Source organism: Microbacterium testaceum StLB037 (genome assembly GCF_900104345.1).
Lineage (GTDB): Bacteria > Actinomycetota > Actinomycetes > Actinomycetales > Microbacteriaceae > Microbacterium > Microbacterium testaceum_A.
Map to the genome: position 1 here is coordinate 291,549 of NZ_FNJN01000001.1, position 11,946 is coordinate 303,494.

Here is an 11,946-nt window from a genome sequence, read left to right on the forward strand (position 1 = left end):
CAGCCTACTTTCACCCGTCTGCGCTCGACGCCCTCTGTGACGGAGCGCGACGCGAGATGACGGGGAACGGCAGGGAAGGTCAGGGGGAGGGGAGGAGGGAGCGGACGAGGCGCGCGAGACCCTCCGGGTCCTCCTCCTGCGCGTTGTGCCCGGTCGGGAGCGCGTGCACGACGGCCCCGGGCACGCGACGCTCGAGCTCCTCGGCATCCGGGATCGTGACGAATCCGCGCTCGCCGCGGACGAGGGTGACGGGCGCCGTCACTTCGGCCAGGTCGTCCCATCCGGTCGCCGAGAGCACGGCTTTCACCGCGTCGGGGGTGGTGGGATCGGCTCCGGCGTTCGCGCCGGCCGCGGCGAGGTGCGCGAAGTGGTGCTTCCACTCCACCCGGCCGTCCGGGCGCACGCGGGAGTTCAGGAAGACACCGCGGGCGGCGGCCTCGGGTGAGCCGCCGAGGCCGAACGAGAGGGCGCGTTCGACGAGTTCCTCGCGCGACGCCCAGTCCGTCGGACCGGCGAAGAACGCGCGGATCTGCGCGGGTCCGGCGCTCGGATCGACTCCCGGCGTGATGTCGACGATCGCGAGGCGCCAGACGAGATCGGGACGGGATGCCGCGACCGCGGCCGCCGTGAGCCCTCCGAGCGAGTGGCCCACGAGCACCTGGGCACCGCCGGTCCACTCCTCGAGGGCGACGACGACGTCGGGGGCGAGCACGCGTGCGACGTACGCCGCGTCGTCCCGCCACGAGGAGTCGCCGTGACCCGGCAGGTCGAGGGCGAGGGCGGGGACCCCGAGGTGCAAGAGGGTCGTGTCCCACGTGTGGGCGTTCAGGCCCGCGCCGTGCAGCAGGGTCACCGCCGGGGGAGCGTCGCCCCACCGCAGTCCGCTGAGGGTGCGCCCGTCGGGGAGCGTGAGCTGCACCCGTTCGACGGAGGGGATATCGCGACCGAGATCGGTCGCCTGGGCGGGAAGGAACGAGAACTCGTCGCGCTCGGGCATTCGACCAGCCTGGCACCGCGGGCGGGATGCCGCCACCACCGCGCCGTACGACGTCACCGATCACCCGTCCCGACCCCGCGGGGCCGCCGTAGGCTGTCGCCATGGGTGAAGAACGGCGCGTCCACCTCTCGAAGTCGGCTCCCGAGGCGTATGCCGCCCTGCGCTCGTTCTCGACCACCGTGGGGCGACTGGCCGCCGACGCGGGCATCGACGCCCGCTTGCGCGAGATCGTGCAGATCCACGCCTCGCAACTCAACGGATGCGCCTACTGCGTGCGCGTGCACGTCGATGCCGCGGTGAAAGCCGGACTGGACGCCGATGTGATCGCGCAGATCGCGACCTGGCGCGAGTCGGGCGTCTTCGACGAGCGCGAGAGGGCCGCGCTCGAGCTGACGGAGTCGTTCACCTTCATCCACGAGGGCGGCATCCCCGACGAGGTGTACGACCAGGCCGGCGGCATCCTCAGCGAGCAGGAGTATGTCGCGCTCAGCTGGGTCCTCGTCGCCATCAACGCCTTCAACAGGGTCGCCATCGCCGGTCGGTACCCCGTTCCTCCGCGCGCCGCACCCGCGGAGAACGCGGTTCGGGATGCCACGCCCCCGGCGGCACCGCACGTGCACGCGGACGGGGCGCCGTGAGCGGCTCGCTCGTCTCGGGGGCGGTGAACTTCCGCGACGTCGGCGGCCTCCCCGCCGGCGGACGCCGCACGTGCTCGGGCGTGCTCTACCGCTCCGGCAACCTCGTCGCGGTCGACGACGCGGGCGCGCGGACCCTCCGAGAACTCGGCATCCGGAGGGTGATCGATCTGCGCGACGAGTCCGAGGTCGCCCACGCGCCCAGCAGACTCGACGACGGGGTCGAGATCCAGCACGAACCGCTCTTCCTCGGGTCGGTGGCCTCGTTCTTCGCGCGCGACCTGAGCCTCGATGACATGTACGCCGCCCTGGTCGACGACTCCGCCGAGCGGGTCGTCTCGGCGGTCCGCGGCATCCTGAACGCGCAGCCCGTACTCGTTCACTGCACGGTGGGGAAGGACCGCACCGGGGTCACGGTCGCGATCGCGCTCGCCGCGGCCGGTGTCGATCGCGAGGCGGTGATTGCCGACTACGCCCGTACCGAGGACTTCCTTCCCGCCGAGCGCAACGCGCGGGTGCTCGCCGCAATCCGTGCCGTCCATCCCGGCAACGTGCACGCCGAGGCGCTCGCGACCCGCTCGCCCGCGCCGGTCATGCGGGCCCTGCTCGATCGCCTCGATCGGGAGTTCGGTTCCGCCGCGGGGTATCTGCTCGCCAACGGGATGAGCGCCACCGAGACCGAGCGGCTCCGCGAGGTGCTGATCGACTGAGCGGCGCGATCGCGCTGTCGTGTCGACGTCGAGATACTGAGCGTGAACACAGGTTAGGCAAACCTATGTCGCGGGTATAGTGGAGTCATCATGTCGATCTCCACCGAGCACAACGCCGCCGCGTGCCGCGCGTCGCGGCACACCCGCGTGCAGCACCTCGTGACGGCCGACGAGACCTCGCTCGCCGAGCTCGAGGCCCTGCTCGCGACGCTGCCGATCTGCTCGACCGGTCGCGTGTTCGTGGAGGTCCCCGACGCGTCGTGGATCGGCTCGATCGCGGCCCCCGCGCGCATGACGCTCACGTGGCTCGACCGCTCGCGCCGCGGCGGCGCTCCCGGAACGGGCCGTGGCTGCGCCGCGGGCGAGGCGCTGTCGCGGGCGGTGTCGGGCTGGGCCGGCGAGATGCTGTGCTGCGACGACGACGCGACGCGCGTCATCCTGCTCGGGGGCTACCTGGGCACGGCCGAGATCGTGGACGAACTCGTGACCCGTCACGGCGTCGACGCGCAGGCCATCCACACGCCCGAGCGCTTCGGCCTCGCCACCGCGCGCTGACGCGCCTTTCGATCGCGCGGGGCCGCTCGAGCTTCGTCAGCGACGGCTGATCCGCCCTGCGGATCGCCGCGGACGTACGCGGCGCGGTCAGCTCCCGCGGGGCAGGTAGTTGCCCTCGACGAGACCCGCCTCGATCTCGAATCTGTTGCGCAGGGGGTCCCGCCCGGCCAGCGCGTACAGCAGCGGCATGAGGAATCCGTACCGCCGCCACTGGCGACGGTGCACGGCTTCGTGTCCGAGCACCGTGTCGGTCGGCCGATCGTCGCCGGTGAGGAAGCATCCGCCCACGCACACGCCCCCGCGCGGGAACGCCCACGAGGGCAGCCCGCGGAACACCCACAGGCCCTGACGCTTCTCGATGCGTCCCGTGCTCCACAGCGAGCCCCAGACCCATCCGACGGTGCACCCGTACCAGTACCCGACCCGGCTCACGGGGGAGTCGAGCAGAACGCCGGGGATGAACCGGTCGAGTCGGCGGCCGCGCGCGACAGCCCTGTCGGCGCGCTGGCGCCAGCCCGCGGGAGGCGGGGGGAGGGGGCTCATGCCAGGGCCCCGATCAGTCGAAGGATCGTCCCCAGGTCGTCGACGGCCGCCGCGGGCGACGAGGGGGAGAACTCGGTGAGAGTGGCGCCCGCCATCGGGAGGCGCTCTCGAAGGCGGCGGACGGATGCCACGACGTCGGCGGTGCGCGCGCCGAAGGGCACGGCCTGTGCGACGCCGGCGATGTCGGCGGGATCGAGCGCGTCGAGATCGATGTGCACGTGGGTGCGAGTCGCACCGGTGGCCGCGACCGCGTCGGCCAGAGCGTCGGGGGACGACAGCTCGTCGGCGCGGACGACGGTGATCCCGTGGGCGGCGACGAACGCTTCTTCTTCGGGGTCCCAAGCGCGCGTGGCCACGAGGACGAGGCGCGACGGCGCGATGCCCGGTTCGAGACGCACGAGGTCCTCGCCCTCGCCCGCGATCGCGCGGAGCACCATGCCCGTGAAGGCGCCGCTGGGGGAGGACTCGGGAGTGTTCAGGTCGGGATGCGCGTCGATCCACACGACCGCGAGATCGTCGCCCGCGATGGCCGAGACGGCACCCAGGGCGACCCCGCAGTCGCCGCCCACGACGACGGCCGTCTCGTCGGAGGCGCGAACGGCCTCTTCGATGCGATCGCGCATGCGGACGATGGCGCTGAGGCGCTGCACGCGGCTGCCCTGAGCGTCGCCGGCCTCGGTCGGCGCGGCGAGCACGGTCGTCGAGGCGCGCGGAAGGTCGCCGGCGATCGCCTCGGCGCCATCGACGAGCTGCATCGCCCGCGACGAGGACGAGCCCTGCCACTGCGGGGCGACGATGAATCGGGTCATGCGGCTTCCCTCACGCCGGAGACGCGAGTGCATCGCCCGGTCGACCGGGCGATGCACTCGTGGGGGTGGATCAGACCTGGTCGGGGCTCGGGGCGTCGATGGCCGCGCGCTGCGGGCCGCCGACCTTGAGAGCGGCCAGACGTGCCTCGACCTCGGTGAGCTCGCCCACGTCCTCGAGGGCGTTGAACTGCGCGTCGATGCTCGAGGCGGCGAGCTCCTGCTTGCCGGCGGCGAGGGCCTCCTGGCGGCGGATCTTGTCTTCGAAGCGGCCGAGCTCGCTCGTCGGGTCGAGCACGTCGATCGACTTGACGGCGTCGTGCACCTTGTTCTGCGCCTCGGCGACCTTCGCGCGAGCGGTGAGCTCGTTGCGCTTGGCCTTGAGCTGCTCGAGCTTGGTCTTCATGCCGTTCAGGCCGTCTTTGAGCTTGTCGACGACCTCGGTCTGCGCGGCGATCGTGGGAGCGGCGGCCTTGGCCTCTCCCTCGGCGGTGATCTGACGCTGGAGGGCGATCTTGGCAAGGTTGTCGAACTTGTCGGCCTCGCTCAGGTTGCCGCCGGCGCGCAGTTCGTCGCCCTTGCGGCTGGCGGCGAGGGCCTTGTTGCCCCACTCGGCCGCTGCCTGGACGTCTTCCTGGTGGTCGCGCTCGAGCAGACGGAGGTTTCCGATCGTCTCGGCGATGGCCGACTCGGCGTCGGCGATCGAGTTCGAGTAGTCGCGGACGAGCTGGTCGAGCATCTTCTGCGGGTCCTCGGCCTGGTCGAGGAGCGCGTTGACGTTCGCGCGGACGAGGGTCTGGATGCGACCGAAGATGGACTGCTTGGCCATGCGGGGTGTTCCTTCCTGAGGGCGACGGTGTCGAGTCTGGTGGCGGTTACTACGAATTCTCTGTGATCGGGCGGCGGTGCCGCGAGGGCTGGACTAGCGGCGCGATCCCCGTCCGCCGCCGGCGCGACTGCGGCCGCCGCCGGAGAAGCCTCCGCCTCCGCCGCTGCGCGAGCGCCCTCCGGTGGAAAAGCCCCCGCCGCGCGAACGGGCCCCGCCGCCGGAGAGACCTCCGAAACCTCCCCCGAGACCGCCCAGGCCGCCGCCGCCGAAGCCGCCGCGAGAGCGCCCTCCGCCGAGGATCGCCTTCACCGCGATGCCGCCGAGGATGGCGCCCATCATGTCGCCACCGCCGCCCGCGCCGCCGAAGGATCCGACGTCGCTCTGCGCGGCGGAATCGGCCGCCGCCGCGAGCTGTGCCGCGCGCTGGGCCGCGGCGAGGGCCGCCACCGGGTCGTCGGTGCGCAGCTGTTCGGCCTGGACGACAGCGGCGCCCGCCTCGGCGAGACGCGTCCGCGCCGTCGCCCCCACCGCGCCGCGGCGAGCGGAGATGAAGTCCTCCGTCGCGCTCACCTGCGCGCGCGCCTGGGCGAGCGTCGCGTCGAGCTGCCCTTCTGCGCGGCGGCGACGCTCGGCCGCATCACGCGCCTCGGCGAGCACGGTGTCGATGGTGGCGTTCGCCCGCCGCAGGGTCTCGAACGCCCGCATCGGGTTCGGCCGCGCCGCCGACAGTGCACCGCGGGCGTCGTAGAGCTGCGACCGAGCCGAGGCCGCGGCGGCGGCGATGCGTCCGTCGGGATCGGAAAGCTGTGCTATCGCCGCCAGGTCGCCCTCGATCTCGGCCACGAGGGCCGCCGCGCGCTGCTGCGCGTCGGCCAGGGCCGCGTCGAGAGAGTCGATGGCGCGTTCGAGGGTGTCGGCCTGGGCGAGCGCCGTCTGGGCGGCGCGGATGGCGACCGCGGCCTCTCCGGTGCGGCCCTCGGCGAGGGCGGTGTCGGCGGCGGCCTCTTGGGTGCTCGCGAGTTCGAGGCGCGCGCGGGCCTGCGTCGGGTTGTCGGCGACGGACGAGAGCGCGTCGTCACTGAAGCGTTCGGACAGGCGCCCGAGTCCCGCTTCCGCCGCGCTCAGGGCCGCGGCCACCGCGGCGTGCTGCTGCCGTACCGCGGCGAGGGCGCCGGGAGCGTCGGCTTCGAGGGCGCGCAGCTCGTCGAACGCCGCGGCCTTGGCGTCGAGCGCCTCGTCGGCGGACGCACACAGCTGCAGGATCTCGGTGTACCCCGCGCGCTGCTGTTCCGGGGTCTCGGGGGTCGCGTCGTCGAGCTGCTGCTGAATCGAGAACGCCCGCTCGAGGTCGGCCTTCGCCTGCGCCAAGACCTCGGTGAAGGGCGCGGCCGCGGCGTCGCCGAACTGCGCGCGGGCGAAGCCGAGTTCCTGCTCGCTCGTCTTGACCGCGTCGTCTGTCGCCACGAGCGCGGAACCGGCGCGGCGCGACAGGTCTTCCACGCTCTCGGCGGAAGCGTCAGGGCCCCCCGACGTCACGCGACGGCGCCGGCGCACGGCCAGCCAGACGAGGGTGGCCGCGATCGCGAGCAACAGCACGCCGACGAGCACGATCGGCACGATGGCCGGCCCGTTCTGGGTCGCCGGGGTCGGGGGCGGGTTCGGCATGTTGCCGCCGGCCTTCGCGTGAGCGGTGCGCAGCCCGTCGGCCGCGGCGATCGCGGCGCCCGCGTCGTCGCCCGCTTGGAGCGCCGGCTGCACCTTGTCCTGCTCGATCGAGGTGAGCTGGGCGGCCGAGATTCCGCCCGCGTCGACGTCGCCCGAGAGGTAGTACTGGAAGGTGTCGCCCTCGATGGCCACCGCGAGCAGGTACTGGTGCGGGCCGAGGTTGTTGCGGTTGGCGGTCTCGTTCGCCCAGTCGTCCGCACCGGTCGGGTCTTCGAAGCCGTCGACGTACACGACCCAGAGGTCGAGGCCCGTCTGCTCCGAAAGCGTGAGCAGTCGCCGCTGCACGTCGGCTTCTTGCGCGTCGGTGAGGACGTTCGCCTGATCGAGCACGTAGCTCGAGCCGAGCGCGGGCGGGGGGATCGCCGCAGCGCTGAGGGGAGCGACGAGGACGCCGACGAACGCGAGCAGCAGCACCGTGATCGTGTGCAGCACGTTCGGCTTTCGCATGCAGTCCCCTTCGGTTGCCGGATGCTTCCACCCTATAAACGACCGCCGACACCGGGGTAGGAGCGGCGCGTCCGCTGTCAGCGCACACCCGCGCCGCCTAGGCTCGAACGCTCGGAGGTACACCATGGACGACCGTTACGGCACCGACGTGCTCGCCCGCGGGTGGCGCGACGCCGGACGCATCAGACCCGCCGAGGTCGCGGCATCCGCCGATCTCGTCGTCGAGGTCGCGGGCAGTGACTTCGTCGGTGCGGTGACCCGCATCGACGGCATGAACGTCGAGCTCGAGGACCGCTTCGGCAAGCGTCGGCTGTTCCCGCTCGGCGGCGGCTTTCTCGTCGACGGCAAGCCCGTGGTGCTGAAGGCCCCCGCGGCCGCACCCAAGGGGCGCACCCGCACGGCGTCCGGCTCCTTCGCGGCAGACGACCAGCGCGCGCGCACCGCCCGCGCGAGCCGCATCTTCGTCGAGGGCAAGCACGACGCCGAGCTCGTCGAGAAGGTGTGGGGCGCAGACCTCCGCGCCGAGGGCGTCGTCGTGGAGTTCCTCGAGGGCGTCGACCTGCTCGAAGAGAAACTGGATGCCGAGCCCCCCACCGCCGAGCGCCGCTACGGCGTGCTCGTGGATCACCTCGTGCCGAACTCCAAGGAGTCGCGCATCGCCGAGAAGATCGCCCGCGGCCGCCACGGCGCCCACGTGCGCATCGTCGGCCACCCCTTCGTCGACGTGTGGCAGTGCGTCACCCCCCGTGCCCTCGGCATCGCCGCGTGGCCCGAGGTGCCGCGCGGCATCGAGTGGAAGGTGGGCGTGTGCCGCGCCCTCGGCTGGCCCGCCGAGGAGCAGGCCGACACCGCCCGCGCGTGGCAGCACATCCTGTCGAAGGTCACCACGTTCCGCGACCTCGAGCCGGCCCTGCTCGGACGCGTTGAGGAACTCATCGATTTCGTGACCGTCCCGTGAGCGGCCGCAAGCGCTCCCTCTCGCGCGAGGCGTCGGAAAGCGTCGCCTCCGCATCCGCTGAGCGACAGAAGGCGGCCCCCGACGCGGCGGATAACCTGGACGACATGGATGCCGCCGCCCCCGCCTTCCGCGACAAGCCGGTGTCGTTCGTGCGCCGCAGCGGTCGCATGTCGGAGGCGCAGGATCGCGCGTGGGCCGAGCTCTCGCCGTTCTACCTGCTGCCGGTCGAGCGCGCCACCGCCACCACCAGCGTCAAGCCGGGCACCGCCGTCGACCCGACCGCGGTCTACGGTCGCACCGCCCGCCTGGTCGTCGAGATCGGCTCCGGCCAGGGCCACCAGATCGTCTCGGCGGCGGCCGCTCACCCCGACACCGACTTCCTCGCCGTCGAGGTGTTCACCGCGGGGCTCGCGCGCACGATGCTCGACGCCGACCGCGAGGGCGTGAAGAACCTCCGCCTCGTCGAGGCCAACGCGCCGGAGGCGCTCGAGCACCTGCTGCCCGCGGCATCCGTCGACGAGCTCTGGGTGTTCTTCCCCGACCCCTGGCACAAGAACAAGCACACCAAGCGTCGCCTCGTCGCCCCCGAGTTCGCGCGCATCGCCGCTCAGGCGATCCGCCCCGGTGGCACGCTGCGCCTCGCGACCGACTGGCAGGACTACGCCGACCAGATGCGCGACGTGCTCGACGACGCCCCCGGTTTCGAGCGGGCGTTCGCGGGGGAGTGGGCCGAGAGGTTCGAGGGGCGCGTGCTCACCGCCTTCGAGCGCAAGGGCCTGCGCGTCGGTCGCGACATCCGCGACCTGACCTACACCCGGGTCTCGCCGTGACCGCGCACACCGCGGTGCCGGTCCGCGAGCGTTCCACGTGGACGCCCAAGCTCATCCCGGCACTCACGGTGTGCCTCGCCGCCCCCGCGCTCTTCGTCGTGCAGATCGTGTGGCTCGGGTGGATCCTGCTCGCTCTCGCCGTGGCATCCGCTGTCCTCGTCGATCGTCGGAACGGCATCGCCCTCGCCCGGAGCGAGGAGCCGAGCATCGCGCGCGACGTGTCGCTGATCGCTGTGGGGCAGTTCATCGTCAGCCTCATCCCGCTGCACGCCGAGCTCGACAACGCCGCCTTCGTGCGCTTCACCCTCGCCCTCGGCGGGGCCGTCGTCGTGCCGTACGTGGTCTCGCGCTTCGTCTACCGCGACGACGCGATCCGCTTCCCCTGGCGCGGCGGAGGCCGCTGGACCTGGTGGCAGTGGGCGTGGCTCGGCGGGGTCATCGTGCTCGGCTACCTGATCCTGCCGTTCTACTTCATCACCTCGGGCGTCTACCGCAACTGGCCCGAGGTGATCACGGGCGACCTCATCGCGCGCCTGTTCGTGGGTGTCGGCGCGGTGGGCATCTGGGACGAGCTGTTCTTCATCTGCACGGTCTTCGTGCTGCTGCGCCGGCACTTCCCCGATCTCACTGCCAACCTGCTGCAGGCGGTGGTGTTCGTGTCGTTCCTGTGGGAGCTCGGCTACCAGGCCTGGGGGCCGCTGCTCACGATCCCGTTCGCGATCGTGCAGGGCTTCCTCTTCTTGAAGACCCGCTCGCTCTGGTACGTCGTGACCGTGCACCTGCTGTTCGACGCGGTCGTCTTCGGGGTCCTCGTGCACGCGCACAATCCCGATTCGGCATCCCTCTTCTTGCTCTGATCCCGGATGCCGGCACCCCTGCGTCCCACTCCGCCCGGAGCTCCACGTCGTCTGCGATAAACGCTGATTCTTGCGATACACGCTGCGCGACGCCGTGTCTCGGAGGAATCAGCGTTTATCGCGGGAGTGGGAGCGGGAGCGGATGCCGCGGTGCCCGGGGCCTGCCCAGGTCGGCTCGCTACGCTGGGCCCCGGACGCCCGCCGCGTCCCCGGACGACGGATCAGTACCCGGACTGCGACAAGACTGGCCAAGGAGCACCGTCATGTCGTGGATCGTCCTCATCCTGTCCGGCATCCTCGAGGCTGTCTGGGCGACCGCCCTGGGGCGCAGCGAGGGTTTCACCAAGCTCTGGCCGAGCGTGATCTTCGGCGTCGCCCTCGTGGCATCCATGGGCGGTCTCGCCTTCGCGATGCGCGAGATCCCCACCGGAACGGCGTACGCGGTGTGGGTCGGGATCGGCGCCGCTCTCACCGTCGTGGTCGCCATGATCAGCGGGACCGAGGCCGTCTCGGTCGTCAAGGTGCTGCTCGTCCTGGGTCTGGTGGGGTGCGTCGTCGGCTTGAAGCTCGTGGGCGACAGCCACTGATCAGGGCATTTCCCCGAAAGTCAACCGGATGGAACGTTCGGTTTCATCCGGTACGATCCTCCCCAATTGCACTTGTCCGGGCCAGACACCGTCGTCACTCGCCCATGTCTTCCCCCGTGAAAGGTTCCGAGTGAGCGCACCGCCGAGCGAGCTTGCCCCCGCGACACGCCCGTCCCCCGTCATCGGGCGACAGCGTCGACTCGATCGGCTGCGCGATTCGCGCCTCGGTCGTGCCCTCGCCCAGTACGGGCACGACGTCCTTCGCACGCCCGAGGGCATCGTCCCCGTCGAGCGGGGCGCGTTCACGAAAGTCCTGATCCTGTGGGCCATCGCCCGCGTGGTCAACTTCGGCATGCTGTGGGGCTTCTACTCGATCGCCAAGGCGGCCCGCTGGGGCTTCGGTCCCGACGGCGAGCGTCTCGGCACCTTCTGGGACTACCTCACCGGGTGGGATGCCGACCGCTACGGTCAGATCGCCGCGCAGGGCTACCCCATGTCGCTGCCGATGAACGTCTCGGGCGACATCCTGCCGAACAACTGGGCGTTCCTGCCCGTGTTCCCCACGATGGTGCGGGTGCTCTCGGGTGCCACCGGTCTGGGGTGGCAGCCGGTCGCCGTGCTCTTGAGCCTCGGTGCGAGCCTCGGCGCCACCTGGTTGCTGTTCGTCCTCCTGCGCACGGTCACCAAGCCCCAGCCCGCGTGGTGGGCGGTCGTGTTCTTCTCCTTCGCGCCGATGTCGTTCCTCTTCGTGATCGGCTACAGCGAGGGCCTGTTCATGCTGCTGATGTTTTCGGGCATGCTGCTCGCCATCAAGCGGCGCTACCTCTGGATCCTGCCGATCGGGCTCATCACGGCGTACACGCGTCCGGGAGTCCTGGCTCTGGGTCTCGCCCTGGGCATCGTGTTCCTCGTGCGCTTCTTCCGCCGCAAGGTCGATCCGTTCCCGGTGCGCGAGTGGGCCTCGCTCATGGCATCCGGTCTCGTCATCGCCGCGGCGGGCCTGTCGTGGAACCACATCGCCCAGTACGTCACCGGAACCCACAACGCCTACATCCGCACCGAGCTCGGCTGGTGGCTCGACTACGTCGGCAACGACGAGTTCACGCCCTTCACCCCGTGGTTCCGCCAAGCGGGAACGCACCTCGGCCTGGTCGGCATCATCCTCGTGATCGCGCTGATCGTCGCCTTCGCGGCCCTCATGTGGTCGCGGCCGGTCCGCAAGCTCGGTCTCATGGTGGTGGCGTACGGCTTCAGCTACGGCGTCTACATCTTCGCGGTGTTCCTGCCGCAGCAGAGCACGTTCCGTCTGCTCATGCCGATGGCGCCGCTCATGGGTGATGAACGGTGGTCGTCGACGCCGCGGCGTCGCACGGCGATCCTGGTGGGATGCCTCGTGCTCCAGGCCGTGGCGATCCTCCTGCTGTGGACCCGCGGCAACCCGTGATCCGACGCTGACACGACAGAGGG

General features: G+C 71.4%; 13 protein-coding genes and 1 riboswitch. Of the genes, 8 read left to right on the forward strand and 5 right to left on the reverse strand.

Features of this window, described 5'->3' with window-relative positions; genetic code table 11:
- Positions 1–79: 79 nt before the first annotated feature.
- Positions 80–997, reverse strand: a complete 918-nt coding sequence (locus BLS25_RS01305; protein ID WP_074694163.1) for an alpha/beta fold hydrolase — start codon at positions 995–997, stop codon at positions 80–82.
- Between the two features lie 101 nt (positions 998–1,098).
- Between BLS25_RS01305 and BLS25_RS01310 the strand changes: the two genes are divergently transcribed.
- From BLS25_RS01310 to BLS25_RS01320, 3 genes are all read left to right on the forward strand, one after another.
- Entirely contained in the window at positions 1,099–1,635 is a 537-nt protein-coding gene (locus BLS25_RS01310; protein WP_056227044.1) for a carboxymuconolactone decarboxylase family protein, read from the forward strand.
- Positions 1,632–2,342, forward strand: a complete 711-nt coding sequence (locus tag BLS25_RS01315; RefSeq protein WP_074694164.1) for a tyrosine-protein phosphatase — start codon at positions 1,632–1,634, stop codon at positions 2,340–2,342. The genes BLS25_RS01310 and BLS25_RS01315 overlap by 4 nt, the downstream gene beginning before the upstream one ends.
- A gap of 90 nt (positions 2,343–2,432) precedes the next feature.
- A complete protein-coding gene (locus BLS25_RS01320; protein WP_056227049.1) occupies positions 2,433–2,897 on the forward strand; it encodes an SIP domain-containing protein in 465 nt (154 codons plus the stop codon).
- 87 nt (positions 2,898–2,984) lie between these two features.
- On the opposite strand, the gene BLS25_RS01325 is transcribed toward BLS25_RS01320, so the two are convergent.
- The 4 genes from BLS25_RS01325 to BLS25_RS01340 form a co-directional block, all read right to left on the reverse strand.
- Positions 2,985–3,440, reverse strand: a complete 456-nt coding sequence (locus BLS25_RS01325; RefSeq protein ID WP_056227052.1) for a hypothetical protein — start codon at positions 3,438–3,440, stop codon at positions 2,985–2,987.
- A complete protein-coding gene (locus BLS25_RS01330; protein WP_056227055.1) occupies positions 3,437–4,249 on the reverse strand; it encodes an arginase family protein in 813 nt (270 codons plus the stop codon). The genes BLS25_RS01325 and BLS25_RS01330 overlap by 4 nt, the downstream gene beginning before the upstream one ends.
- A 70-nt stretch (positions 4,250–4,319) precedes the next feature.
- Positions 4,320–5,075, reverse strand: coding sequence for a PspA/IM30 family protein (locus BLS25_RS01335; RefSeq protein WP_074694165.1), 756 nt, complete (start codon positions 5,073–5,075; stop codon positions 4,320–4,322).
- 93 nt (positions 5,076–5,168) lie between these two features.
- Complete coding sequence (locus BLS25_RS01340) at positions 5,169–7,247, reverse strand: TPM domain-containing protein (protein ID WP_074694166.1); 2,079 nt, start codon at positions 7,245–7,247, stop codon at positions 5,169–5,171.
- 124 nt (positions 7,248–7,371) lie between these two features.
- Here BLS25_RS01340 and BLS25_RS01345 point away from each other — a divergent pair, with 124 nt between their 5' ends.
- The 5 genes from BLS25_RS01345 (at position 7,372) to BLS25_RS01365 (ending at position 11,923) form a co-directional block, all read left to right on the forward strand.
- On the forward strand, positions 7,372–8,205 hold the full coding sequence (locus tag BLS25_RS01345; RefSeq protein WP_056227059.1) for a DUF3097 domain-containing protein: 834 nt from the start codon (positions 7,372–7,374) through the stop codon (positions 8,203–8,205).
- 104 nt (positions 8,206–8,309) lie between these two features.
- Complete coding sequence (trmB, locus tag BLS25_RS01350) at positions 8,310–9,035, forward strand: tRNA (guanosine(46)-N7)-methyltransferase TrmB (protein ID WP_074694401.1); 726 nt, start codon at positions 8,310–8,312, stop codon at positions 9,033–9,035.
- On the forward strand, positions 9,032–9,892 hold the full coding sequence (locus BLS25_RS01355; RefSeq protein WP_256335507.1) for a CPBP family intramembrane glutamic endopeptidase: 861 nt from the start codon (positions 9,032–9,034) through the stop codon (positions 9,890–9,892). The genes trmB and BLS25_RS01355 overlap by 4 nt, the downstream gene beginning before the upstream one ends.
- A 188-nt stretch (positions 9,893–10,080) precedes the next feature.
- A riboswitch (guanidine-III (ykkC-III) riboswitch) is annotated at positions 10,081–10,145 on the forward strand.
- Between the two features lie 10 nt (positions 10,146–10,155).
- Positions 10,156–10,479, forward strand: a complete 324-nt coding sequence (locus BLS25_RS01360; protein ID WP_056227061.1) for a DMT family transporter — start codon at positions 10,156–10,158, stop codon at positions 10,477–10,479.
- 130 nt (positions 10,480–10,609) lie between these two features.
- Positions 10,610–11,923, forward strand: coding sequence for a glycosyltransferase family protein (locus BLS25_RS01365; RefSeq protein WP_081349641.1), 1,314 nt, complete (start codon positions 10,610–10,612; stop codon positions 11,921–11,923).
- Positions 11,924–11,946 lie beyond the last annotated feature (23 nt).

Bases quoted from the DNA above. Each gene is read 5' to 3' on its own strand.
- BLS25_RS01305 (WP_074694163.1), bottom strand. From the start codon at position 997: ATGCCCGAGCGCGACGAGTTCTCGTTCCTTCCCGCCCAGGCGACCGAT.
- BLS25_RS01310 (WP_056227044.1), top strand. From the start codon at position 1,099: ATGGGTGAAGAACGGCGCGTCCACCTCTCGAAGTCGGCTCCCGAGGCG.
- BLS25_RS01320 (WP_056227049.1), top strand. From the start codon at position 2,433: ATGTCGATCTCCACCGAGCACAACGCCGCCGCGTGCCGCGCGTCGCGG.
- BLS25_RS01325 (WP_056227052.1), bottom strand. From the start codon at position 3,440: ATGAGCCCCCTCCCCCCGCCTCCCGCGGGCTGGCGCCAGCGCGCCGAC.
- BLS25_RS01330 (WP_056227055.1), bottom strand. From the start codon at position 4,249: ATGACCCGATTCATCGTCGCCCCGCAGTGGCAGGGCTCGTCCTCGTCG.
- BLS25_RS01335 (WP_074694165.1), bottom strand. From the start codon at position 5,075: ATGGCCAAGCAGTCCATCTTCGGTCGCATCCAGACCCTCGTCCGCGCG.
- BLS25_RS01340 (WP_074694166.1), bottom strand. From the start codon at position 7,247: ATGCGAAAGCCGAACGTGCTGCACACGATCACGGTGCTGCTGCTCGCG.
- BLS25_RS01345 (WP_056227059.1), top strand. From the start codon at position 7,372: ATGGACGACCGTTACGGCACCGACGTGCTCGCCCGCGGGTGGCGCGAC.
- trmB (WP_074694401.1), top strand. From the start codon at position 8,310: ATGGATGCCGCCGCCCCCGCCTTCCGCGACAAGCCGGTGTCGTTCGTG.
- BLS25_RS01360 (WP_056227061.1), top strand. From the start codon at position 10,156: ATGTCGTGGATCGTCCTCATCCTGTCCGGCATCCTCGAGGCTGTCTGG.